General features: G+C 72.3%; 20 protein-coding genes and 2 riboswitches. Of the genes, 12 read left to right on the top strand and 8 right to left on the bottom strand.

From position 1 onward, the window contains the following. Positions 1 to 130: 130 nt before the first annotated feature. Positions 131 to 580: a DoxX family protein gene (locus PCA76_RS30335; protein WP_272613848.1), complete on the top strand. Its 450-nt coding sequence runs from the start codon at positions 131 to 133 to the stop codon at positions 578 to 580. A 78-nt stretch (positions 581 to 658) separates the two neighbouring features. Here the strand turns inward: PCA76_RS30335 and PCA76_RS30330 are convergent, their stop codons facing one another. Further along, positions 659 to 964 (bottom strand): ArsR/SmtB family transcription factor, encoded by a 306-nt coding sequence (locus tag PCA76_RS30330; RefSeq protein ID WP_272613847.1) that lies wholly within the window; start codon positions 962 to 964, stop codon positions 659 to 661. Positions 965 to 1,055: 91 nt separating this feature from the next. On the opposite strand from PCA76_RS30330, the gene PCA76_RS30325 reads away from it, so the two are divergent. The 4 genes from PCA76_RS30325 to paaN all read left to right on the top strand — a co-directional run bounded on the left by PCA76_RS30325 (position 1,056) and on the right by paaN (position 6,634). Further along, positions 1,056 to 2,024, top strand: coding sequence for a DMT family transporter (locus PCA76_RS30325; RefSeq protein ID WP_272613846.1), 969 nt, complete (start codon positions 1,056 to 1,058; stop codon positions 2,022 to 2,024). A 67-nt stretch (positions 2,025 to 2,091) separates the two neighbouring features. Then, positions 2,092 to 2,227: riboswitch (SAM riboswitch) on the top strand. An 11-nt stretch (positions 2,228 to 2,238) separates the two neighbouring features. Next, a complete protein-coding gene (gene thrC, locus PCA76_RS30320; RefSeq protein ID WP_272613844.1) occupies positions 2,239 to 3,525 on the top strand; it encodes a threonine synthase in 1,287 nt (428 codons plus the stop codon). Positions 3,526 to 3,890: 365 nt separating this feature from the next. Further along, complete coding sequence (locus PCA76_RS30315; RefSeq protein ID WP_272613842.1) at positions 3,891 to 4,910, top strand: GNAT family N-acetyltransferase; 1,020 nt, start codon at positions 3,891 to 3,893, stop codon at positions 4,908 to 4,910. A gap of 50 nt (positions 4,911 to 4,960) precedes the next feature. Further along, positions 4,961 to 6,634 carry a phenylacetic acid degradation protein PaaN gene (paaN, locus tag PCA76_RS30310; protein ID WP_272613840.1) on the top strand — a complete coding sequence of 558 codons (1,674 nt, stop codon included), beginning with the start codon at positions 4,961 to 4,963 and terminating at the stop codon, positions 6,632 to 6,634. Positions 6,635 to 6,717: 83 nt separating this feature from the next. Here the strand turns inward: paaN and PCA76_RS30305 are convergent, their stop codons facing one another. Continuing rightward, a complete protein-coding gene (locus tag PCA76_RS30305) occupies positions 6,718 to 7,248 on the bottom strand; it encodes a GNAT family N-acetyltransferase (RefSeq protein WP_272613839.1) in 531 nt (176 codons plus the stop codon). A gap of 257 nt (positions 7,249 to 7,505) precedes the next feature. On the opposite strand from PCA76_RS30305, the gene PCA76_RS30300 reads away from it, so the two are divergent. The 3 genes from PCA76_RS30300 to groL all read left to right on the top strand — a co-directional run bounded on the left by PCA76_RS30300 (position 7,506) and on the right by groL (position 10,857). Then, positions 7,506 to 7,709: a cold-shock protein gene (locus PCA76_RS30300; RefSeq protein ID WP_039909088.1), complete on the top strand. Its 204-nt coding sequence runs from the start codon at positions 7,506 to 7,508 to the stop codon at positions 7,707 to 7,709. 95 nt (positions 7,710 to 7,804) lie between these two features. Further along, positions 7,805 to 8,962 carry a hypothetical protein gene (locus PCA76_RS30295; protein WP_272613837.1) on the top strand — a complete coding sequence of 386 codons (1,158 nt, stop codon included), beginning with the start codon at positions 7,805 to 7,807 and terminating at the stop codon, positions 8,960 to 8,962. Positions 8,963 to 9,234: 272 nt separating this feature from the next. After that, entirely contained in the window at positions 9,235 to 10,857 is a 1,623-nt protein-coding gene (groL, locus tag PCA76_RS30290) for a chaperonin GroEL (protein WP_088950420.1), read from the top strand. Between the two features lie 56 nt (positions 10,858 to 10,913). On the opposite strand, the gene PCA76_RS30285 is transcribed toward groL, so the two are convergent. From PCA76_RS30285 to PCA76_RS30275, 3 genes are all read right to left on the bottom strand, one after another. After that, positions 10,914 to 11,162 (bottom strand): hypothetical protein, encoded by a 249-nt coding sequence (locus PCA76_RS30285; RefSeq protein WP_272613834.1) that lies wholly within the window; start codon positions 11,160 to 11,162, stop codon positions 10,914 to 10,916. Positions 11,163 to 11,248: 86 nt separating this feature from the next. After that, positions 11,249 to 12,184 carry a GNAT family N-acetyltransferase gene (locus PCA76_RS30280; RefSeq protein ID WP_272613833.1) on the bottom strand — a complete coding sequence of 312 codons (936 nt, stop codon included), beginning with the start codon at positions 12,182 to 12,184 and terminating at the stop codon, positions 11,249 to 11,251. Between the two features lie 68 nt (positions 12,185 to 12,252). Further along, positions 12,253 to 14,787, bottom strand: coding sequence for a S8 family serine peptidase (locus tag PCA76_RS30275; protein WP_272613832.1), 2,535 nt, complete (start codon positions 14,785 to 14,787; stop codon positions 12,253 to 12,255). A gap of 79 nt (positions 14,788 to 14,866) precedes the next feature. On the opposite strand from PCA76_RS30275, the gene PCA76_RS30270 reads away from it, so the two are divergent. Beyond that, the gene (locus PCA76_RS30270) at positions 14,867 to 16,684 is read left to right on the top strand and encodes a glycerol-3-phosphate dehydrogenase/oxidase (RefSeq protein WP_272619737.1); all 1,818 of its coding nucleotides are present in this window, start codon (positions 14,867 to 14,869) and stop codon (positions 16,682 to 16,684) included. An 87-nt stretch (positions 16,685 to 16,771) separates the two neighbouring features. Then, the gene (locus PCA76_RS30265; protein WP_272613830.1) at positions 16,772 to 17,308 is read left to right on the top strand and encodes a hypothetical protein; all 537 of its coding nucleotides are present in this window, start codon (positions 16,772 to 16,774) and stop codon (positions 17,306 to 17,308) included. Positions 17,309 to 17,327: 19 nt separating this feature from the next. On the opposite strand, the gene PCA76_RS30260 is transcribed toward PCA76_RS30265, so the two are convergent. Next, on the bottom strand, positions 17,328 to 18,728 hold the full coding sequence (locus PCA76_RS30260) for an FAD-binding oxidoreductase (protein ID WP_272613828.1): 1,401 nt from the start codon (positions 18,726 to 18,728) through the stop codon (positions 17,328 to 17,330). Positions 18,729 to 18,796: 68 nt separating this feature from the next. Between PCA76_RS30260 and PCA76_RS30255 the strand changes: the two genes are divergently transcribed. Continuing rightward, positions 18,797 to 19,123: a DUF4031 domain-containing protein gene (locus tag PCA76_RS30255; RefSeq protein WP_272613826.1), complete on the top strand. Its 327-nt coding sequence runs from the start codon at positions 18,797 to 18,799 to the stop codon at positions 19,121 to 19,123. Here the strand turns inward: PCA76_RS30255 and PCA76_RS30250 are convergent. After that, on the bottom strand, positions 19,095 to 19,751 hold the full coding sequence (locus PCA76_RS30250) for an HD domain-containing protein (RefSeq protein WP_272613825.1): 657 nt from the start codon (positions 19,749 to 19,751) through the stop codon (positions 19,095 to 19,097). The genes PCA76_RS30255 and PCA76_RS30250 overlap by 29 nt on opposite strands. Positions 19,752 to 19,858: 107 nt before the next feature. Here PCA76_RS30250 and PCA76_RS30245 point away from each other — a divergent pair, with 107 nt between their 5' ends. Beyond that, positions 19,859 to 21,094 (top strand): FUSC family protein, encoded by a 1,236-nt coding sequence (locus PCA76_RS30245; protein WP_272613823.1) that lies wholly within the window; start codon positions 19,859 to 19,861, stop codon positions 21,092 to 21,094. Between the two features lie 24 nt (positions 21,095 to 21,118). On the opposite strand, the gene PCA76_RS30240 is transcribed toward PCA76_RS30245, so the two are convergent. Then, positions 21,119 to 22,369, bottom strand: a complete 1,251-nt coding sequence (locus PCA76_RS30240; RefSeq protein WP_272619735.1) for an aminotransferase class V-fold PLP-dependent enzyme — start codon at positions 22,367 to 22,369, stop codon at positions 21,119 to 21,121. Positions 22,370 to 22,438: 69 nt separating this feature from the next. Next, positions 22,439 to 22,559: riboswitch (SAM riboswitch) on the bottom strand. Positions 22,560 to 22,565: the final 6 nt, after the last annotated feature.

The following is a 22,565-nucleotide window of genomic DNA, read 5'->3' as shown; positions in this document are numbered from 1 at the left end:
TTGTCCGCTGCCGGGGGCGCAGCCCTGGCATGTTTGGGGCGGGGATTTTCCCACTAGCAAGGAATTTATGAACTTCGATGTCTTCATGCCCCACCATTGAAGGTATTCAGTTCCTTCGATGGAGGTCTCCATGAACGTCTCTCGGCTCGGCGGGCCGACCCTGTCCCTGTTCCGCATCGTGACCGGCCTGCTGTTCACGTTGCACGGCCTGTCCTCGATCTTCGGGTTGTTCGGCGGCAACCCCATGACCGGCAAGGCGGTACCGCTCGGCACCTGGCCGGGCTGGTGGGCCGCTCTGATCCAGTTGGTCTGCGGCGTACTGGTGCTGGTCGGGCTCTTCACCCGGCCGGCCGCGCTTCTCGCGTCCGGCTCGATGGCGTACGCCTACTTCGTCGTTCATCAGCCGGACGACCTGCTGCCGCTGCGCAACGGGGGTGAGCTGTCAGCGCTCTTCTGCTGGTCGTTCCTGCTGGTTGCAGCCCTTGGCCCCGGTGCCTGGGCGCTCGACACGCTGCTCGCCCGGCGGCGCGCCGGTGCTCCATCGGCGTCGGTGGCCGAGCCCAGCCCGGTATCCGTCTGACCGCACTCGTGCCCACGCGTCGCCGGAGCCTCGACGAGGCGGCTCCGGCGACGCCCTGGCGGGCGGGACGGCGCGGCGTCAGGCCGGCAGGCGAGGGGTGAGGACGGCGTCGAGGAGGCCGGGGTAGAGCTTGTCCAGCTCGTCGCGGCGGAGCCGGACCAGACGGCTGGTGCCGGCGGCCCGGGTGCGGGTCAGGCCGGCCTCGCGCAGCACCTTGAGGTGGTGGCTGCGGGTCGCCTTGGAGACGCCGAAGTCGAAGCTGCCGCAGGCGGACTCGCCACCCTCGGCGAGTGCCCGGACGATCTGTAGCCGCACGTCGTCGGCGAGTGCGGCCAGCACAGTGGTGACCGGTATGCCGGTCAGGTCTGGTTCGTGCAGCTCCATGTGACCAGTGTAACCGTTGTTCGACAACTATCTAACAAGCTCCTATGGTCGGTGTCGTTGGTTCGACGATACTCGAACATTGGAGCTGAGGATGCGATCCCGCGCCGCCGCCTACCCGCTGCTCGCCGTGCTCGGTTGGGGAGTGATGTTCCCGGTCCTGGCCAGTGCGCTGACCCGGGTCGATCCGCTCAACCTGACCACCGCCCGCTACCTCCTCGCCGCCGTCGTCCTGGTCGGCATCCTGCTGCTCCGCGAGGGCTCGGCCGCGCTCCGGCTCAGCAGCCGGGGGGTCGAGGTGGTGGTACTCGGTGTGGTCGGCTTCGCCGGCTTCAACCTGCTCACGAACCTGGCGCTCGAACACGCCGCCCCGCAGCAGATCTCCCTCTTCGTGGCCACCACGCCGGTGATCACCCAGCTCGTCCGCTGGGTGCGGGACGGCGTACGCCCGAAGCCGCTTCTGCTGGCCCTCTCCCTGGTGGCGCTCCTCGGCGTCGGCCTGGTGATCACCCGCGGGAGCCTGGCCGGGCTCGGCCAGTTCGGCCTCGGCGGTCTGATGATGATCGGCGCGGTGCTGGGCTGGGGCATCTACACGCACGGTGCGAGCCGCTTCGGCGACTGGTCGCCGCTGCGCTTCACCACCCTGACCGCGCTCGCCGGAACGGCCGCCATGCTGGCCGCGAGCATCGGCGCCGACGCCGTCGGCTGGCAGCACGCGCCGGCCGCCGCCGACCTCGTGGCGATCGCCCCGCAATTGGCGTACGCCGTGATCGTGGCCGCCGTGATCGCGGTGCTGGCCTGGAACACCGGCGTGCAGCGGCTCGGTTCCGCCAACGCCGCCCTGTTCATGAACCTGGTCCCGGTGACGACCTTCGCGGTGCAGATCACCCGCGGTTACCGCCCGGAGCCCGTCGAGCTGGTCGGGGCCGCGATCACCATCGCCGCCCTGGTCGCCGCGAACCTCGCCACGCGGACCCGCCCTCGGCCTTCGTCGCTGCCCCGGACGACGGCGGTCACGGACCCGATCGCGGTGATCGACCCGGCGGCGGTGAGCGTCCGCTGACCCACTCACTGGGATCTGCGGTGGAGGCCGCCGCCGACGTTGCCTAGACTCGACGGCACAACTGCATACCTCATCCAGAGGGGCTGAGGGATACGGCCCGACGACGCCCCGGCAACCACCCCGCGCGCTCACCGCTGAGCGCCCCGCGGGGCAGGTGCCAATTCCGTCCCCGCCGCACCGTGCGATGCGGGGAAAGATGAGAGGACTCCTCGACATGACGTCGACGCTCCCCGCCTCCGGCATCGACACCTCCGCCAGCCCCGCTCGCGCCCTGGTCTGCCGCGCCTGCTCGGCCCGCTACCCGCTCGCCGCCCAGCACGCCTGTTACGAGTGTTTCGGCCCGCTGGAGGTCGACTACGACACGGCCGCGCTGGCCACCGTCACCCGCGAGCAGATCGAGGCCGGCCCGAAGAACATCTGGCGGTACGCCGCGCTGCTCCCCGCCGGTCAGGACCCGGCCAGCCGGGTCACCCTCGACCCGGGGCTGACCCCGCTCGTGGCGGCCCCGCACCTCGCCGCCGAGCTGGGCATCACCGCGCCGCTCTGGGTCAAGGACGACAGCGCCAACCCCACCCACTCGTTCAAGGATCGGGTCGTCTCGGTGGCGCTCACCGCCGCGAAGGCGCTCGGCTTCACCCGGTTCGCCTGCGCGTCGACCGGCAACCTGGCCAACTCGGTGGCCGCGCACGCCGCCCGCGCCGGGGTGCCCTCGGTGGTCTTCATCCCCAGCGACCTCGAACAGGGCAAGGTCATCACCACCGCCGTCTACGGCGGCGAGCTGGTCGCCATCGACGGCTCCTACGACGACGTCAACCGGCTCTGTGGCGAGCTGGTGGAGACCGACGAATTCGAGGACACCGCCTTCGTCAACGTCAACGTCCGGCCGTACTACGCGGAGGGCTCCAAGACGCTCGGCTACGAGGTGGCCGAGCAGCTCGGCTGGCGGATCCCCGCGCAGGTGGTCATTCCGATGGCCAGCGGCGAGCTGCTCACCAAGATTGACAAGGCGTTCTCGGAGCTGGTGGAGATCGGCCTGGTCGAGGCGCCGGCCGGTGGTTGGAAGGTCTTCGGTGCGCAGTCGGCAGGCTGCAACCCGATCGCCGTCGCCCTGCACGCCGATACCGACACGATCACCCCGGTCAAGCCCACCGGCATCGCCAAGTCGCTCAACATCGGCGATCCGGCCGCCGGCCTCTACGCCCTGGAGGCGGTCCGCCGCACCGGTGGCTGGATGGAGTACGCCGACGACGACGAGATCCGCGCCGGCATCCGCGATCTGGCCCGCACCACCGGCGTCTTCGCCGAGACCGCCGGCGGGGTGACCGTGGCGGTGCTGCGCAAGCTGGTCGAGTCCGGTCGGCTCGACCCGACGGCGGAGACCGTCGTGTTCAACACCGGCGAAGGGCTGAAGACCATCGACGCGGTGGCTGGGCAGGTCGGCCCGACCCACCACATCAAGCCCTCGCTGCGCGCCGCCCGCGACGCCGGCCTCCTCGGCTGACCCCCGCCGTCCCTCCGGACGCGCGACGCTCGATGATCGACTCGGTTTTGCCGATAGCGGGGTGTCCGAGCGGCCTGGATACCGCGACATCAGGGAAACGGAGTGGATCATGCGTTGGGGGGATCGGGCGATCCGCCGGGTAACTGGGTTTTCGCTGTGAGTGTGGAAAACCCGCCGCTACGGACTTGACGGCAGGAACCGGACGGCGCAAGATGCTCCGTGCGGGAGGGCATTTCGCCGAAGACTTTTGAAGTTCTTGCGACCCAACGCCGGAGGCGTTGTGCGAGTGTCCCTCCCGACCACGTTCGATCAGGCCAGCGAATATTCGCTGGCCTGATCGCTTTTCCCGGGTCACGCTCAGCGCCATGAGCATCACGATCGCGTCGTTCGACGGCGCCGACGGGACTTCGGTCGACGAGGCGTACCGGATCGGGTCGGCGGCCAACGACGTCGATCTGCCGGACTTCCCGCCCTTCTGCCGGCGCCGCTTCGACGCGCTGTTCCACACGCCGATGCCCGGCGGCAGGTCACTCTGGGCGCTGGCCCGCCTGGATGGCGTGCCAGCCGGCTACCTTGAGCTGGACCTGCCGCAGCTCGACAACACCGACAACGCCACCGCCGAGCTGGTGGTGCATCCCGAGCTGCGGCGGCGGGGCGTCGGCCGGGCACTGCACGAGTACGGGGTGCGCCTGCTCCGCGAGCACGGGCGCAAGCGGGTGGTCGCGATGACCGTCTCCGCGCTGCCCGACGGGCCGGCCCGCTCGGTGGCGGGTGACGCGTTCGCCGCCTCGACCGGCGCCCAGTCCGCGCTGGCCGAGGTACGTCGCCGGCTCGACGTCGGCGAGATCGACCGGGTCGCGCTGCGGGCGGCGCTCGCCGAGGCCCGCCCGCGGGCCGAGGGCTACCAGTCGGTCTGCTGGCAGGGGGCGACCCCGCAGGAGTACGTCACGGACATCGCCTACCTGGACGGCCGGCTCCTCATGGACGCCCCCATGGGTGACGTGCAGTGGGAACCGGAGCAGGTGGACGCCGAGCGCATCCGCGGCAACGAGCGCGCCCTGGACGCCCGGGGTCGGCGGCGCTACCACCTCGGGATGCGACACGAGGCGTCCGGCCGGCTGGTCGCCTGGACCCTGCTGGACGTGAGCGCGTCCACCGACTGGCACGCCTTCCAGCAGATCACCATCGTCGACCCGGCCCACCGTGGGCACCGGCTCGGCCTCATCGCCAAGGCCGAGAACCTGCACCACCTGCTCACCCACGAGCCAGCAGTACGCGTCATCGACACCTTCAACGCCGCCAGCAACAGTTACATGGTGGCGATCAACGAACAGCTCGGCTTCCGCCCTGTGGACTCCTGGAACAACTGGCAGCTCACCCTCTGACGGGTATCGGCGCTACTGCTCACGGTGGGTCCTCAGGCATGATTGCGGGCATGACGGAGACCCCGCAGCCCCTGTACGACAGGCACGCCGACACCCTCAACCGTGCGCTGACCGCGATCACGGAGCGGGGCTACTGGTCCGCCTATCCCGAATCCCCCAGCCCCCGGGTGTACGGCGAGACCGCCGCCGCCGACGGTAAGGCCGCCTTCGAGGCGTACCTCGGTGGTGACTTCCCCCTCGACCAGCCGGGCGCAGGCGTTCGGGTCGCCACTGAGACGAGCCCGTTCGGGGTGGAGCTGGCGGTGCGGTACCCGCATCCCGGAACCGGGGAGCTGGTCGAGGCCGCCTCCGCCGCGCTGCCCGCGTGGCGCGACGCCGGCCCGCAGGCGCGGGTGGGGGTCTGCCTGGAAATCCTCGACCGGCTGCACAAGCACATCTTCGAGCTGGCCAACGCGGTGCAGTTCACCAGCGGGCAGGCGTTCGTGATGGCCTTCCAGGCCGGCGGCGCGCACGCGCTGGACCGGGCGTTGGAAGCGCTGGCGTACGCGTACGCCGAGATGACCCGGCACCCGGGGACGGCAGGCTGGGAGAAGGCCGCCGGCAAGGGTGACCCGCTGCGGATGACCAAGACGTTCCACGTGGTGCCGCGTGGGGTGGCGCTGGTGATCGGCTGCAACACCTTCCCGACCTGGAACTCGTACCCCGGGCTGTTCGCCTCGCTGGTCACCGGCAACCCGGTGATCGTCAAGCCGCACCCGCGCGCGGTGCTGCCGCTGGCCATCACCGTGAAGTACGCCCGGGAGGTGCTCGCCGAGGCCGGCTTCGACCCGAACCTGATCATGCTGGCGGCCGAGGCGCCCGGTGAGAAGCTCGCCAGTGACCTGGCCCTGCACCGCTCCATCCGGATCGTCGACTTCACCGGTTCCACCGAGTACGGCGACTGGCTGGAGACGCACGCCCGGCAGGCGTCGGTCTACACCGAGAAGGCCGGTCTGAACACGGTCGTCATCGACTCCACCGACGACTTCGCCGGCATGTGCCGCAACCTCGGGTTCACGCTGACCCTCTACAGCGGTCAGATGTGCACCACCTCGCAGAACATCCTCATCCCCGCCGGTGGCATCGAGACCGACCAGGGGCACAAGAGCTTCGACGAGGTGGCCGGTGGGATCGCCGCGGTGGTCGGCAAGCTCACCGCCGACCCGGCCCGAGGCGTGGAGCTGACCGGCGCCATCGTCAACGACGGGGTGCTGGAACGGCTGGCCGAGGTGACCAAGGTCGGCGAGCCGGTGCTGGAGTCACGGGCCGTGACCCACCCGGCGTACGCCGACGCGGTGGTGCGTACCCCGACGATCGTGAAGCTGACCGCGGACGACGCGGAGACGTACGGCCGGGAGTGGTTCGGGCCGATCTCGTTCGCCATCGCGACCGACTCCACCGCGCACAGCCTGGAGCTGCTGCGCCGGACGGTCGGCGAGAAGGGCGCGCTCACCGCCGGGGTCTACTCCACGGACGAGGCGGTGCTGGACGCCACCGAGGCGGTGGCGATCGAGGTCGGGGTGCACCTGTCCTGCAACCTCACCGGCGGGGTCTTCGTGAACCAGTCGGCGGCGTTCTCCGACTTCCACGGCAGTGGGGCCAACGCGGCGGCCAACTCGGCGTTGACCGACGGGGCCTATGTCTCCAACCGCTTCCGCATAGTGCAGTCCCGGCGTCACGTCTGATCGCAGTCGCTGCGCCTCCCGCGGTGATCAAGAGGTTTGCGTCAGAAACGGTGCTCGCTTTGACGCAAACCTCTTGATCACCCTTAGGCTCTTCTGCGCATTTGTAGCTCGTTGAGGGCTGGGATCGTGGGGTGCGGGACGCGTACGCCGGTGTCGATGAAGCCCAGGCGCTGGTAGGCCCGGTAGGCGCGGTCGTTGCCGACCACGACCTCCAGCAGCAGTTCCGGCCGGCCGCAGGCTCGCGACCAGGCGGCCACGCCGTCGATCAGCTCGCCGAGCAGCCCGTTGCCCCGACAGGTCGGCGTGACGTACACGGCGTAGATCACTGTCAGCCCGGGCTCGTTCGGGGCGACCGTGCCACCGGCGTGCCCGACCAGTCGGCCGCCCGGGTCGGCGATGAACTGCGCGTTGCTCGGACCGGCTGAGGTGTACGCGACCCGGGCGGCGAACTCGGTGTGCGGTCGGGCCGCCGCGTCCGCCAGGGTCTCCAGGAAAGCCAGCGGCGCGTCGGCGAGCATCTCCAGGCGCAGCGCCCGCATCCGGGCGGCGTCCTCCGGCCGGACTCGACGGATCTCCGCCTGGCGAACGGCGGTTGAGCCGGTTTCGGTGGTCATGTCTGCATGCCTACCACAGGGGGTTAACGCCTTTTTCCGAGCTGCGCCCGATCTCCGTCGCCTCGCGCCGCCGGCTCTATCACTCCCCGAAATATGCCTGATTTGTGGCCGTGCGCGGCTGTCGCTGCTCGTGTAACGTGCGATTTCGGTCACCTGCTTCAATGGCCGTCATCGATTGCTGAGGCGGTGATCCGAGGGCGCCCGGCCGCGCCGTGCGCCGGGTCAGCCAACGCCGCGCCGAGTGAGGGAAGTGCACCGTGGCACAGGGCACCGTGAAGTGGTTCAACGCCGAAAAGGGCTACGGCTTCATCGCCGTCGACGGCGGTCAGGACGTGTTCGTCCACTTCTCCGCGATCGAGATGGACGGCTACAAGGCGCTGGACGACGGTCAGCGGGTGGAGTTCGAGATCGCCCAGGGCCAGAAGGGTCCGCAGGCCGAACACGTACGCGTCATCGCCTGAGTTTCCCTACCCGATCGGCCCGCGAGTCGGGGCAGCGGCACGGGCGCGCAGCCGGGAAGATCGTGAACCGTTCCAGCCGATGCTGAGGAGCGTTCATGACCGACCAGCCACCCCCGCCCACCCCTCCCTCCGGGTCGGGGGAGCCGGGCCCGTCCGACCCGACCTCGCCCGCCGGCAGTTCCGGCGCGGCACCGGGTACGCCACCCGAGTGGGGGCCGGGCGTACCGCCGGGCGGCCCGGTTGGCCCGCCGCCCGGCTGGGATCCCGCGCAGGGCGCCTGGGGTCCGCCGCCCCCGCACTGGGTGTTCCCGCCGACCGGGGGCTACCCGCCCGGGGTGGGTCCCTACGGTGGGCAGCCGTGGTATCCGGGGCCGCAGGCTGCCTGGTATCCGCCGGGTTATGGGTTCGACCCGAACGACGCCCTGGTGACCCCGCCCGGTGCCGGTCTCGCCGGCTGGTTCAACCGGTGCGGGGGAGCGCTGCGCCGGGGTTGGCGGCAGTTGGTGCCCATCATGCTGCTCACCCAGGTGTTGCCGGCGGCGGTGCTCTCGGTGATCTCCCTCGGGGTTGATCCGTCGGCGAACTGGGACGCCCAGATCGAGGCGAACCCGACCGCCGTGTTGCCGGACAACTTCGCCGTCGAACTGGTGAGCCTTCTCGTGGTGCTGGTCGGCGGCAGCCTGTTGATCGGCCTGGTGCAGGCCGTCGGGTGGGCCGCCGGCAGTTGGGTGATCGCTCAGCAGGCGGCCGGCCAGCCGGCCAGCCTGGAGTCGGCGCTGCGCTACGGCCTCCGCCGGGCACTCGGGCTGTGGGGCTGGACCCTGCTGATCAGTGTGCTCATCGGCGTCGGCGTCTGTTTCTGCGTGCTGCCGGGCATCTACCTGGCGTTCGCGCTGAGCATGGCCGGCCCGGTCTATCTCTTCGAACGTCGCAACCCGATCGGTCGATCGTTCGGAATGTTCCACGACCGGCTCGGCCTGCTGCTCGGTCGGGTGGCCCTGGTGGCCCTGGCGGTGATCATCGTCAGTGTGATCGCTGGCGCCCTGGAAGGGGCGGGCACCTCGGCCTTCGGTACGGATCCATTCGCGTCGCCGGGTACCGCGGTCGGGGCGGTGGCGGTGATCGGGGTCACCGCGGTTCTGGCCCTGCCGGCGCATCTCGCCCAGATGGTCGGTCTGCTGGTCACGTACGCCGAGCAGCGGGCTCATGAGGCGCCGGTGAACAGCGCCGGACTGGCGGCGGAACTCGGCTGAGCGGCCCCATCGTGCTTGCACTCGGCAGGGGAGAGTGCTAAACAAGTCATTGGCACTCGCATACCGTGAGTGCCAACGGTCGGGACGGTGGGGCCAGGTTGTGCCGGTGTGGAGACACCGGGGCAGCACATGGCCGGTCGTCGCGGGCTATCCGGCCCGGCCGAAGGACGTCGTCGTCGCCAGGTGGCGACGTCCCAAGGTGCGCACACCAGGCGGCCCATCCGGGACACACAACTCGGGTGGCCCGTGAGTGTCCAGGAGGACAACGCCGTATGGCCAAGATGATCGCTTTCGACGAAGAGGCTCGCCGCGGCCTCGAGCGGGGCATGAACCAGCTCGCCGACGCCGTAAAGGTGACCCTCGGCCCCAAGGGCCGCAACGTCGTGCTCGAGAAGAAGTGGGGTGCCCCCACCATCACCAACGATGGTGTGAGCATCGCCAAGGAGATCGAGCTCGAGGACCCGTACGAGAAGATCGGCGCTGAGCTGGTCAAGGAGGTCGCCAAGAAGACCGACGACGTTGCCGGTGACGGCACGACGACGGCGACCGTCCTGGCCCAGGCCCTGGTTCGCGAGGGCCTGCGCAACGTGGCCGCTGGCGCCAACCCGATGGCCCTGAAGCGGGGCATCGAGGCTGCGGTCGCGAGCGTCTCGGAGGAGCTGTCCAAGCTCGCCAAGGACGTCGAGACCAAGGAGCAGATCGCCTCCACCGCCTCCATCTCCGCTGGCGACAGCACCGTCGGCGAGATCATCGCCGAGGCGATGGACAAGGTCGGCAAGGAAGGCGTCATCACCGTCGAGGAGAGCAACACCTTCGGGCTGGAGCTGGAGCTCACCGAGGGCATGCGCTTCGACAAGGGCTACATCTCGGCCTACTTCATGACCGACCCGGAGCGTATGGAGGCCGTCTTCGACGACCCGTACATCCTGATCGCCAACAGCAAGATCTCGTCGGTGAAGGACCTGCTCCCGATCCTGGAGAAGGTCATGCAGTCGGGCAAGCCGCTGCTGATCATCGCCGAGGACCTGGAGGGCGAGGCTCTCGCCACCCTGGTGGTCAACAAGGTCCGTGGCACCTTCAAGTCGGTCGCCGTCAAGGCGCCGGGCTTCGGTGACCGCCGCAAGGCCATGCTGACCGACATCGCCATCCTCGCCGGTGGCCAGGTCATCAGCGAGGAGGTCGGCCTCAAGCTCGACGCCGCCAGCCTCGACATGCTGGGCCGCGCCCGCAAGGTCGTGGTGACCAAGGACGAGACCACCATCGTCGACGGTGCCGGTGACGCCGAGCAGATCCAGGGCCGGGTCAACCAGATCCGGGCCGAGATCGACAAGAGCGACTCCGACTACGACCGGGAGAAGCTGCAGGAGCGGCTGGCCAAGCTGGCCGGCGGCGTTGCGGTCATCAAGGTCGGCGCGGCCACCGAGGTCGAGCTCAAGGAGCGCAAGCACCGCATCGAGGACGCCGTTCGCAACGCGAAGGCCGCCGTCGAGGAGGGCATCGTCCCGGGTGGTGGCGTCGCGCTGGTTCAGGCCGGCAAGACCGCCTTCGACAAGCTCGACCTGGTCGGCGACGAGGCGACCGGTGCGAACATCGTCAAGGTCGCGCTGGACGCCCCGCTGCGGCAGATCGCCGTCAACGCCGGCCTCGAGGGCGGCGTTGTGGTGGAGAAGGTCCGTAACCTCGAAGCGGGTCACGGCCTCAACGCCGCCAACGGCGAGTACGTGGACCTGCTGGCCGCGGGCATCATCGACCCGGCCAAGGTGACGCGCTCGGCGCTGCAGAACGCCGCTTCCATCGCGGCGCTGTTCCTCACCACCGAAGCCGTCGTCGCGGACAAGCCGGAGAAGAACCCGGCTGCCCCGGCTGGCCCGGGTGGCGGGGACATGGACTTCTGAGTCCAGTTCCGACACAGAACGGGGCGGGCCGCTGACGCGGTCCGCCCCGTTCGTCGTCAGGTCGGCAGTGGGCGTTGGTTGCGCCGTTTCTGCGCCCGGTCGTACGGCGGAAGCAGTTGGATCGGCGCGTCCACCATTTCCTGCGGCTCCTCGGCCACCGGCGACTCGCCGTCGGTGGCCATCTCGGCCAGTTGTTCGGCGTCGCCGTAGTCGAGCCGGTCGAACGGCAGTTGGCCGGGGAGTTCGCCGACCGGTTTCCAGGTGATCGGCGGGCCGTCCTCGGTCTGGTCTTCATCCGTGGTCATGGCTGCCTCCTCTACCGAAACGGTAGGGGGCGTCGATGGCCGATGCGGCCGAATGGCGCTATCTGGGTCTATATCCCATTCGCCCTTTATTCTGCGCCGACTGCCCGCCGGTACAGGAAGAAGACCCGCTCGATCCGGGCGCCCGCGCTGCCGGAATAGAACGGCACCGGCCCCACCCAGCCAATCTGCGCCCGGTCCAGCCCTGCCGCCTGCTGGTCCCGGAGGCAGCGCCGCAGCAGCACCCCGCCAATGCCCGACCCCTCGGCGGCCGGCGCGGTGCCCATCGGCCCGAACCAGCTCGGCCGGGACGACCCGTACGCGGCGAAGCCGAGCACCTCGCCACCCCGCTCCGCCAGGTGGCAACCGGCGCCGTCCCGACCCACCGACCCGGCCAACTCGCCGTCCCACGTGCCGCCGAAGGTGGACCGGGCGAACTCGACCAGCGCCGGCAGGTCCGCCGGCTCCGCCCGGCGTACGGTCACGCCCTGATCAGCCAACCGCCGCTCGGCCGCCTCGGTGGACCGCAGTGCCGGCGACCCGTCGTACGACAGGTCCGCGGTCATGTTCCAGGCGGTCCGGTCCTGCTCGTAGCCCAGCGCGGCGGCGGCGCAGACCGCCGGCGTGTAGCGGACGTCGATGCCCGGCCACGCGTAGTACGGCGGGTTCCCGACCAGCAGCACCTCGGTCACCCCGCGCTCGGCGAGCACCCGCTCGGCCCTCTGGATCAGCGCCCGGCCGACGCCCCGGCGGCGCTGATCCGGGAGGACCGCGACCAGGTCCACATGCCCGACACCCGGATCGGTCGACGACACCGAGCAGATCAGCACCCCGACCAGATCCGCACCCCGGTACGCGCCCAGCCCGACCACCGCCCGGTCGGCGGCGGCCCGGGGCCAGAGCACGTCCACGATGGGGGCCGCCTCGGCGGCGTCCTCGGGTAGGTCGAGAGCCTGCTCGCAGAGCCGTATCACGGTGGGGGCCAGGTCGGGGGTCAACTCGGTGACGGTGATCTCGGCGTCCATGGTCGCCGACCCTAAATCACCGGGTGCCGGTCCGCGCCCCCGCCTCTCGTTTCAGGAAGGGAACCTTCCTATTTCTGGGCGGCACGAACGGCGGCGTAGGCATCGACCTGGCCGGCACCGGTGACGTTCGACGGAGCACCGCAGGTGTCGGTCGGGCTGTCGGAGCGGTAGGTCGGTGTCGCCGCCGTGGCGGTGTCCCGCAGAATCTGCCGGGTCCGGCTCACATCGCCGACCAACGCCGGGTTCGCCGACCACATCAGCGCGACCACCCCGGCCACCTGTGGCGTCGCCATCGAGGTGCCGTCCAGCGCGGCGTACGTGCCGCCCGGCATGGCCGACACCACGCCCACACCCGGCGCCAGCACGTCCGGCTTACCCGTGCCGCCCGGCACCGGCCCGCGCGAGGAGAACTCGGCGACCCGGCGCTTCGCGTCCACCGCACCCACGGTCAGCACGTCCGCGTACGGGGCTGGCGGGTCGTCGATCGACGCGCACCACGGGCCGGTGTTGCCGGCCGCGGCGACCACGAAGATCCCGGCGGCGTCCAGCGCGGCGGTGGCCGGTCGCAGTACGCCCCGGTCGCACCCCTCGATGGGCGGGCAGCCCCACGAGTTGGTCAGCACCTGCGGGGCGCGCTCCGGACGGCCGTCGGTGAACGGGTCGCCGCCGGCCGGGAAGGGCGCCAGCATGAACTGGAGACAGTCCAGGTAGTGCCCCGGGCTGCCGAGGTTGCGGTCCAGGTTGACGCAGCCCACCCACTGCGCGTCCGGCGCCACCCCGATGCCGTCCCGCCCGACCGCGCTGCCCACCGTGTGCGTGCCGTGCCCGCCCTGGTCGGTCGGGTTCCGGGTGCCGTCCCACGGGTCGTACCAGGAGTCGTTCCCACCCCGGAACCCTGCTCGCAGTGCCGGATGGGTGCCGTCGACCCCCGAATCCGAGCTGCCGACCACGATGCCCGTGCCGGTCACCCCGAGCTGGGACCACACCCGGTCGGCGCCGATCTGCCGGATGTTCCACTCCGGGCCGGTGGGCCTGGGCGCGGTGCCCCGGCTCTGCCCGGCCGGAGCCGGCAGCGGCCGCAGGCGCTGGCTGACCAGCACCCGCGCCACCTCCGGTCGGCGGGCGAGCCAGGCCCGCACCGCCGGGCCGCCGTCCACCTCGACCGCGTTCACCAGGTAGTACGACACCGGGTCGAGTCGTAGCCGGGTCAGCCCTCGGAGCAGGTCGGCCTGGCTCTGCTCGGCCGTGGTCACCAGTCGCCGGTAGACCTCCGCCGCGCGGGCGTCCCGCCCGGCCCGACCCGGCGCGCCGGCCGGTAGACCGGTCAGGTCGGCCTGCGCGCGCAGCACCACGAGCAGCCGCTCGCCGTACAGACCCGGCTGGCCGGGGCCGAGGTCGACCACGCCGAACGTCACCAGCAGCACCACCGCTGCCACCGCTGCCACCCGACGGCTCGGGGTGCGTGCCGACGGCCGGGCGAGCAGCACCGCGTACCCGATGGCGACCAGGACGGCGACGGCGAGCCCGGCACCGGCGGCGACCGCGACCCAGAACGGGACGTCCCGGGTGCCGACCAGCAGCAGGGTGATCTCTTCCGGGTCGGTGAAGGCCAGCGGGCCGAGTGCGGCCAGGCCCACGAGCCAGCCGGTCGCCGTTCGACCAGCGCGGGTGGCGTCGGCCGGGTCGGCGGCGGGCCGCCAGGTGGCGGACCACAGCGCGGCCAGCGCGAAGCCCGACGGCGGCAGGATCAGCAGCGCGGGCAACTGCGCGCCGGACTGGCCGGTGCCGGCCGCGAGCAGCAGCAGCGCCACCCCGGCGACCAGGCCTCCGACCAGCACCAGCCGAGCCGGCCGGGGCGGCCGACCGACCGCGAACCGGGACCAGAATGTGGCGTCGAGCAGCGTCGCGGCCAGCACCCCGAGCGCGGCGGCCGCGAGCAGCGCGAGTGCGGTCTCCAGGAGCCCACCGAGCGCGCCCAGCCAGGCCCAGGGCAGCAGCAGCGCCAACCCGGCGGCGACCGCGAGCAGCGGCACCGGGCCGGGCCGGCGCGAGCCCCGCTGGCGCTCGACCGGCTCCGGGCTTCCAACGGCCTCGGGCCGCGCGGCGTCGCCGTCCCCGGTGGGTGCCGCGCCGACGACAGAGCCGGCTGGTCCGGGGTACGCCCACCGGCGCGCCGACCAGCGCACGGCGAGCGCGCTGAGCAGCGCCGCGCCGGCCAGCCCGGCCAGGTACGCCTCGTGGTGCACCGGCGGCACGACCCGCAGCAGTGTGAGCACCCCGAGTGCGAGTGCCCCGATCAGCCAGACCCTCCCGGTGGCCCGGACCGCGGCCGACCGGGGCAGCACGGCCAGCAGCAGGGCAGGTGCGCCAACCAGCACGACGGTGGCCAGGCCGAGCACCGGCCAGAGCCAGCCCACCCGGTCCTGCCCGAAGCCCAGCAGCACCTGATCGGTGACCCAGCCACCCGTCTGGGTGGCCACGGTGACCGCAACCGTCCAGCAGCCGACCAGCACGGCCGCGACCACCGGCCATGGGCTGGCCCGCCCCGGCGGCAGCGGGTAAGGCGGTGGTTGACCAACGGGTGACGGCGGCCCGACCTGCATGCCTCGCACAGTACGGGGCGGGCGGCGAATGTCGGCACGCTGGCGCGGCGGTTACGGTGGACGGGTGCGCGACCCCAATATCTCCCGATCCGTCGCCGGTCAGCTCTCGCCGGTCCGCCGTGCGTCCGACCTGCGTCGACTGCGCCACGAGCGCTTCGACGTGCTGGTCATCGGTGGTGGGGTGACCGGTGCCGGTGCCGCCCTGGACGCGGCCTCCCGGGGCTTGAAGGTGGCCCTGGTGGAGGCGCGCGACCTCGCTGCGGGCACCTCCAGCCGGTCCAGCAAACTCATCCACGGTGGCCTGCGCTACCTGGAGCAGTTGGAGTTCCACCTGGTCCACGAGGCGCTCACCGAGCGCGGCCTGCTGGCCACCCGACTCGCGCCGCACCTGGTGCGCCCGGTGCCGTTCCTGGTGCCGCTGCCGGCCGGGCGGGGCCTGCGGGACCTGCCGGCCCGGATCTTCCGCCGCTCGTACTACGGCGCCGGTGTGGCCACCTACGACGCCTTCGCCGGGGTCTTCGGCGGTGGCCGGGGCATGCCACTGCACCGGCACCTGACCCGGGAGGGGGCCCGCCGGATCTTCCCGAGCCTGCGGGCCGACGCGCTGGCCGGGGCGATCCGCTACTACGACGGGCAGGTCGACGACGCCCGTCTGGTGGTCACCCTGGCGCGTACCGCGGCCAGCCTCGGCGCCACGGTGGTGAGCAGTGCCCGCGCCGTCGGGCTGATCCGGCAGGCGCGCGAGGTGACCGGCGTCCGCGTCCGCGACCTGGAGGCGCCGGAGGGCTCACCGGACGCGGAGTTCGAGGTGCAGGCCCGTACCGTCATCGCCGCCACCGGTGTGTGGAGCGACGACATGTCCCGGATGCTCAACGACGTGGGCCTGCGGCCCGGCATCCGGGTGCGCGCCTCCAAGGGTGTGCACCTGGTGGTGCCCCGCTCGGCGATCACCGGCGAGACGGGGCTCATCCTGCGTACGGCGAAGTCGGTGCTCTTCGTCATCCCCTGGGGCGGGCACTGGATCATCGGCACGACGGACACCGACTGGCGGCTGGACCGGTCCCACCCGGCCGCGTCCGCCCGCGACATCGACTATCTGTTGCAGCAGGTCAACACCGTGCTGGACCGACCGTTGACCACCGCCGACATCGAGGGGGTGTACGCCGGGCTGCGGCCGCTGCTGGCCGGAGAGGCCGACTCGACCTCGAAGCTCTCGCGGGAGCACGCGGTCTTCGAGCCGATGCTCGGGCTGCTGCTGGTCGCCGGCGGCAAGTACACGACGTACCGGGTGATGGCCGCCGACGTGGTCGACCGGGCGGTGCGTCGGTTGGGCGGCGCCCGGTCGTCGCGGACCGCCGACCTGCCGCTGCTCGGCGCCGACGGGTACCCGGCGATGTGGCGGGACCGGGCCGACCTGGCCCGCCGGCACGGCGTGCCGGTGGGCGTGGTGGAGCACCTGCTGGAGCGGTACGGCACCCTCACTCTGGACCTGCTGGCGCTGATCGACGCCGATCCGCTGCTCGCTTCTCCGCTGGCCGGTGCTCCGGAGTATCTGGCGGCGGAGGTCGCCTACGCGGCGCGGGCCGAGGGTGCGCTGCACCTGGAGGACGTGCTGACCCGGCGGACCCGGATCTCCTTCGAGACCAGCCACCGAGGGCTGGAGTCGGCGGAGCACACCGCCGAACTGATGGGCGCGGTGCTCGGTTGGGACGCGGCCACCCGGGCACGCGAGGTCGAGCACTACCGCGCCCGCGTGGAGGCGGAGCGGCAGTCCCAGTTGATGCCGGACGACGCCGCGGCGGACGCGGCACGGCTCGGCGCGCCGGACGTCCGGGGTTACGCGGCCGACCGGGGTGGCGACGACGATCAGGCTGAGCTGCGTCCGTCCGCTCGGTGACGAATTGGAACGTTACCGAGTGGTAACCATCGTTACCGGCCCGGATGGTGGTTTCGGTCCTACCTACGGTGGGGTAGGTTTCCGCGCGTGCTCCCCCGCGCGCGCCCTCGTCTACTCGCCCCCCTCCTTGCCGCCGCGCTCGTCGGTGCCCTGACCGGGTGTTCGCTGTTCGACCGGGACGCGGGGGGCACGCCGGTGGCGCAACCGACCGCTGGCGCGGCGGGTGGCGGAACGCAGCTGGAGATCCCCACCACGGTTGCCGCAGGCCAGGTCAGCCTGCTTCAGCGGCTCGGCGCCGACGGCCCGCTGCGCACCCTGAGCGTCGATCGGAACGGCGCGTGGCAGTGCCTCGACTGCGCCGGTGACGGGGTGACCTCCCGGGGCACCCTCGCGCCGGAGCTCACCGAACGGCTCCAGGTGCTGCTCGCGGACCCGACGCTCGCCACCGAGACCGATCAGGCCCGGAGATACCGGACCACCTGCATCGACGCCCTGACGTCCAGCCTGCTCACCTCGACCGGGCTGATCACCTCGCAGGACTGCCCAGGTGAGGAACGCACGCCGGTCGCCGGGGAGATCCTGCTGCTGCTCACCCAGGCGACCCCGGCCGAGATCATCGGCTGAGCCGCCGCACCGGCGCAGGTCAGAGCACCTTGCCGGGGTTGAGCAGGCCAGCCGGGTCCAGAGCCGACTTGATCGCCTGGTGCACCCGGACGCCGACCGGCCCGATCTCCCGGGCCAGCCAGTCCCGCTTGAGCAGCCCGACCCCGTGCTCCCCGGTGCACGTCCCGCCCAGGTCCAGGCCGAGCTGCATGATTTCGTCGAACGCCCGCCGGCCCCGCTCCACGCTCGCCGGGTCGGCCCGGTCGACGACGATGTTCGGATGCATGTTGCCGTCCCCGGCGTGCCCCACCACGCCGATCGGCACCTCGCACTCGGCCGCGATCCGGGCCACCCCGTCCAGCAGGGCGGCGAGCGACCCGCGCGGCACCGCCACATCGTCGATCACCAGACCGCCGTTGCCGCCCGGGTAGGCGTCGGCGGCGAACTTCTCCATCGCAGGGTGGGCCAGCCGGCGGGCCTGTAGGAGCGCCGCCGCCTCCACCGCGTCGGTGGCCGCGTAGACCTCGTCGGCGCCGGCCGCCTCGCACACCTCGGCCAGGTCGGCCAGGTCGTCCGCCGCCCGGGTGCCGGTGTCCGCGGCGGCCAGCAGCAGGGCCTGGGCGTCGGTCCGCAACCCCATCGGCTGGTACGCCTCGATCGCCCGCAGGTGGGTCTGGTCGAGCAGCTCCAGCAGGCTGGGAGTGAGCCCACGGGCCGCGATCTCGGCCACCGCCGCGCCGGCCGCCGCGGTGGACGGGAAGACCGCCACCAGGGTCAGCGAGTCGGCCGGTGCGGGCCGCAGCGCCACGGTCACCTCGGTGATCACCCCGAGGGTGCCCTCCGAGCCGACGAAGAGCCGGGTCAGGTCGTAGCCAGCCACCCCCTTGGCCGTACGCCGGCCGGTGCGCAGCACCTCACCGGAGGCGAGCACCACCTCCAGGCCGAGCACATACTCGGTGGTCACGCCGTACTTCACGCAGCACATGCCGCCAGCGTTGGTGGCCACGTTGCCGCCGATCGTGGACGACTCCCAGGACCCGGGGTCCGGCGGGTACCAGAGGCCCTGCTTGGCGACCGCCCCGGCCAGCGCCGCGTTGACCACCCCCGGCTGAACCACCGCGATCCGGCTCACCGGGTCGATCTCCCGGATCTCGGCCATCGCGACGGTGCTGAGCACCACCGCGCCGTCCACCGCGTTCGCCGCGCCGGCCAGCCCGGTCCGCGCGCCCTGCGGCACCACGGGTACGCCATGCCGCGCCGCCGCCCGGACCACGGCGACCACCTGTTCGGTGCTGCGCGGACGCGTCACCACGAGTGGGGTGCCGGCGGCGCACAGGTCGGCCTCGTCCCGCTGGTGCATCCGCAGCAGGTCCGGGTCGGTGAGCACGGCGTCGTCACCGAGCGCGGCGCGCAGGTCGTCGAGGAGAGTGGTGGGGGCCATGCAGCCGAGGCTAGGTCGCCGGCCGGCGATCATCAACATGATCGACTGCGCGGGATAGCTTGGGCACCATGCTCTACCTGGACCGGCCTGCCTGGCCGTGGCGCGGTCGGCTCTGGTCGCACCTGATCAGCGACGTTTCGTACGCCGAGCTGCACGCCTTCGCTGAGGCGCTCGGCGCTCCCCGGCGCGGCTTCGACCGGGACCACTACGACATCCCGGCCGAGCGGTTCGCGGCGGCGGTGTGGCTCGGTGCCCAGGTGGTGCCGAGTCGGGAGCTGGTCCGGTTGCTCCGCGCTGCCGGCCTGCGCCGCCCGAAGCACCTGGTCGGCCCGCCGAAGCACCTGGTCAGGCCGTCACAGCACCTGGTCAGCCCGCGCCCCCCGGCGACCCGGTGAGCGTGGCCAGCTCACGGCGCACGTTGTCGCGGGCGGGCTCCTCCCAGCGGCCGTGAAGCTGTGGCAGCCGGAACAGCGCGGGCAGTGCCAGCAGGCCGGTCAACACCGCGGCCCGCCCGGCCCGGAAGGCCGGCTCCGGCACATGGGCGTACTCCCGCCGGATGGCCGCCGCGTAACGCTCGTAGGTGGCTGGCGGCGCGGCCAGCACGGCGAGGTCCGCATCGCAGAGCAGGGCGCCGTCCCGGTCGCCCGGTGCCACCGCGTGTCCGGCGGTGAGCAGCACCAGCCGGTGCACCTCGGCTGCCGTGGACACCGGCACCCCGAGCCCGGTGAGCACGCTCTCGGCCAGCGCGGCGCTGTCCCGTTCGTTGGCGTCGCCGTCGGCCCGTGGGTCGTAGACCGCGTCGTGCCACCAGGCCGCCAGCCGGACCACGTCGGCCCGGTCGGTCAGCCCGGCGTGCTGGTCCACCACGTCGAGCACCGCCGTCAGGTGGGCCACCGTGTGGTAGTGCCGGTGCGGCTCCCGCCACCGGGCGAGCAACAGCTCCCCGGCCCTGGTCAAACCCGCGTCCGGCCTCGCACCGGCGCCCCGGGCCGCCACCCGCCATCGATCCAGGAGATCAACCACCAGTCGAGTCTGCCGCATCGCGCCCGCAGCGCGTGGCGCGGCAGGATTCAGCGGGCCTGCCACGGGTAGTCGCGCCCATGGCCGTGGCCCGGGACAGGCGTCCTCCGATGGTGCGACGTACCGCGCTACGCGACGGGCTGGTGGACATCGACGGCGCGCGGATCGCCGAGGCCACCGAACAGCTGCGCCATCGTGGCCGCGCCACCCTGCACGACCGGCTGCACCGGGTGCGGATGGCCGGCGGGCTGGCGGTGCAGGCAGGGCTTGCCGCCGGGCTGGCGTACCTGATCTCGCACAAGGTGCTCGGCAACCCGCAACCGGTGTTCGCGCCGATCTCCGCGGTCGGCACCCTGGCCGCGTCGGTCGGCCAGCGGTTCCGCCGGACCGTGGAGTTGATCGCCGGGGTGGGGATCGGGGTGGCCATCGGCGACTTCCTGATCTACCTGCTCGGCACCGGGGCGTGGCAGCTCGGCCTGGTGGTCACGGTGGCGATCCTGTTCACGATCTTCGCCGGGGCGAGCGTGGCCATCGTCATCCAGGCGGCGGCCACGGCGGTGCTGATCGTGACGCTGAGCCCGTCCACCAAGGATCTGGAGATCCCACGCTTCGTCGACGCGTTCCTCGGCGGTGGGATCGCGTTGCTGGTCACGGCGGTGTTGCTGCCGCTGAACCCGCTCCGGGTGATCAACCGGGCCGCGCGGCCGGCGCTGGACCTGCTCGCCGCCCAGCTCGACGCCACCGCGGACGGGTTGCGCAGCCGGGACCGCGCCAGCATCCAGCGGGCGCTGGATCGGCTGCGCGACAACAAGGAGGAGCTGGCCACGTTGGCCGAGGCGATCGAGGGCGCGAAGGAGACGGCCACCCTCTCCCCGGCCCGCTGGCACCGTCGCAGTGAGCTGATCCACTACGCGGAGGCGGCCGACCCGGTCGACCGGGCGATGCGCAACACCGGCACGCTGATTCGCCGGGCCGTCACGCTGGTCGAGGACGAGGAGCCGGTGCCCGATCCGATGCCGGACGCCATCGGCCATCTCGCCGAGTCGGTCCGGCTGCTCAAACACGAGTTCGCCGCCGGCGAGGAACCGCAGAAGGCCCGGGAGCGGTCGCTGCGGGCGGTCAGCGAAGCCGGCCGGGCGTACGGTGCCGGGGTCGGCTTCTCCGGCAGTGTGGTGGTCGCCCAGATCCGGACCACCGCGAGCGACCTGCTGGTGGCCTCCGGGATCGAGCAGGAGGAGGCGAACCGGTGGATTCGCACCGCCTTCGGGGAGCAGGAACGGCCGGTCGGTGAGCCGGCCGAGCCCGGCGAGGCGCCGAAGCCACCCACCGCCCCGCCGGTCGGCTGAGCGGGGGCCACCAGCGGGCGGGCCTCAGCCCAGCTCGGCGAGCGCGGCGAGCAGCCGGTCCACCTGCGCGGTCGTGCTGCCCAGGCCGATGCTGGCGCGCAGCGCGGTGGGTGGCAGGTCCCGCCGGCCGGTACGCCCCGCCGCCTCGGTGAGCAGCCGCCGGGCCAGCGGGTGGGCGCAGAACAACCCGTCGCGTACGCCGATCCGGTGCCTGGTGGCCAGCCGCGCGGCCACGTCGGCGGAGTCCCATCCGGCGACCACGAACGAGACGATGCCGACCCGGGGCGCGTCCGGGCCGAAGGTGCGCAGCTCCACCACGTGCGGCAGGGCGGCGATGCCGGTCCGCAGCCGGGCCAGCAGCGACTGCTCGCGGGCGGCCAGCGCGGCCCGGTCTGCGTCGTCGAGCGCACCGCACACCGCCGCCAGCGCGACCGCGCCGAGCAGATTCGGGGTGCCGCCCTCATGCCGGGCCGGACCGGTCGTCCAGGTCACGTCGTGGGTGGCCGGCCCGACGTGACTGGTGGCACCGCCACCCGCCAGGTACGGCGGAGCGCTGTCCAGCCAGTCCGCCCGGCCGACCAGCACACCCGCACCGAACGGCGCGTACAGCTTGTGGCCGGACACGGCCAGGTAGTCGACGTCGAGCGCGCGCAGGTCGACCGGGGCGTGCGGGGCGAGTTGCGCGGCGTCGAGCACGATCCGGGCACCGTGCCGGTGGGCCACCCGGGCCAGTTCGGCGACCGGCCACCGTTCACCTGTCACGTTGCTCGCACCGGTCACCGCGACCAGCACCGGCAGTGCCGGGCTGTTGCCCCGGCGCAGCTCGGTGAGGGCGGCGGCGAGGTCGCGTACCGCCCCGGCGGGGTCGCTGGGCACCGGCAGCCGCACCGAACCGCGCGGCCAGGGCAGCAGGTTGGCGTGGTGCTCGCCCGCGAAGGTGACAACCGTCGTGCCGGCCGGCAGTGCCCGCGCCAGCAGGTTGAGCGCGTCAGTCGTGTTGCGGGTGAAGATCACGTGATCGTCGGCGCGGACGCCGAAGAAGTCGCCGACCGTCTGCCGGGCCTGCTCGTACGCGAGGGTGCAGCGCCGGGACAGCGCGCCCGCCCCGCGGTGCACGCTGGCGTACCAGGGAAGCAGCTCGGCCACCGCGTCGGCGGCGGCCTGGGCGCACGGCGCGCTGGCCGCGTAGTCCAGGTTGATCTCGCCCGGCACACCGAGGACGTCGAGTGGCCGCGACGAGACCGGCGTGGGCGCGGCGTCGAAGTGGGTGGGCAGTGAGGGAACGAGAGTGACGGACACGCCGGAACCTCCGGGGTCAGGGACCCCGGGTGCATGTCGGGACGGGGTCCGCGCTTGCCCAGCACACCGATCGGGCTGGGCCCGGTCATCACCCGGGGCACCCCACCGCGAACTCGACGAGGGTTGCCGGCCAGCAAGCCGGGGCTGAACGCTGGCACTCGTGACCTGCCGG

This window comes from Micromonospora sp. LH3U1, assembly GCF_028475105.1.
GTDB lineage: Bacteria > Actinomycetota > Actinomycetes > Mycobacteriales > Micromonosporaceae > Micromonospora.
This window is presented reverse-complemented; position numbering and strand designations above follow the sequence as displayed.

What these genes read in the sequence shown, in the direction of transcription:
- PCA76_RS30335 (WP_272613848.1), top strand. Translation starts at nt 131, where the DNA reads ATGAACGTCTCTCGGCTCGGCGGGCCGACCCTGTCCCTGTTCCGCATC.
- PCA76_RS30330 (WP_272613847.1), bottom strand. Translation starts at nt 964, where the DNA reads ATGGAGCTGCACGAACCAGACCTGACCGGCATACCGGTCACCACTGTG.
- PCA76_RS30325 (WP_272613846.1), top strand. Translation starts at nt 1,056, where the DNA reads ATGCGATCCCGCGCCGCCGCCTACCCGCTGCTCGCCGTGCTCGGTTGG.
- thrC (WP_272613844.1), top strand. Translation starts at nt 2,239, where the DNA reads ATGACGTCGACGCTCCCCGCCTCCGGCATCGACACCTCCGCCAGCCCC.
- PCA76_RS30315 (WP_272613842.1), top strand. Translation starts at nt 3,891, where the DNA reads ATGAGCATCACGATCGCGTCGTTCGACGGCGCCGACGGGACTTCGGTC.
- paaN (WP_272613840.1), top strand. Translation starts at nt 4,961, where the DNA reads ATGACGGAGACCCCGCAGCCCCTGTACGACAGGCACGCCGACACCCTC.
- PCA76_RS30305 (WP_272613839.1), bottom strand. Translation starts at nt 7,248, where the DNA reads ATGACCACCGAAACCGGCTCAACCGCCGTTCGCCAGGCGGAGATCCGT.
- PCA76_RS30295 (WP_272613837.1), top strand. Translation starts at nt 7,805, where the DNA reads ATGACCGACCAGCCACCCCCGCCCACCCCTCCCTCCGGGTCGGGGGAG.
- groL (WP_088950420.1), top strand. Translation starts at nt 9,235, where the DNA reads ATGGCCAAGATGATCGCTTTCGACGAAGAGGCTCGCCGCGGCCTCGAG.
- PCA76_RS30285 (WP_272613834.1), bottom strand. Translation starts at nt 11,162, where the DNA reads ATGACCACGGATGAAGACCAGACCGAGGACGGCCCGCCGATCACCTGG.
- PCA76_RS30280 (WP_272613833.1), bottom strand. Translation starts at nt 12,184, where the DNA reads ATGGACGCCGAGATCACCGTCACCGAGTTGACCCCCGACCTGGCCCCC.
- PCA76_RS30275 (WP_272613832.1), bottom strand. Translation starts at nt 14,787, where the DNA reads ATGCAGGTCGGGCCGCCGTCACCCGTTGGTCAACCACCGCCTTACCCG.
- PCA76_RS30260 (WP_272613828.1), bottom strand. Translation starts at nt 18,728, where the DNA reads ATGGCCCCCACCACTCTCCTCGACGACCTGCGCGCCGCGCTCGGTGAC.
- PCA76_RS30255 (WP_272613826.1), top strand. Translation starts at nt 18,797, where the DNA reads ATGCTCTACCTGGACCGGCCTGCCTGGCCGTGGCGCGGTCGGCTCTGG.
- PCA76_RS30245 (WP_272613823.1), top strand. Translation starts at nt 19,859, where the DNA reads ATGGTGCGACGTACCGCGCTACGCGACGGGCTGGTGGACATCGACGGC.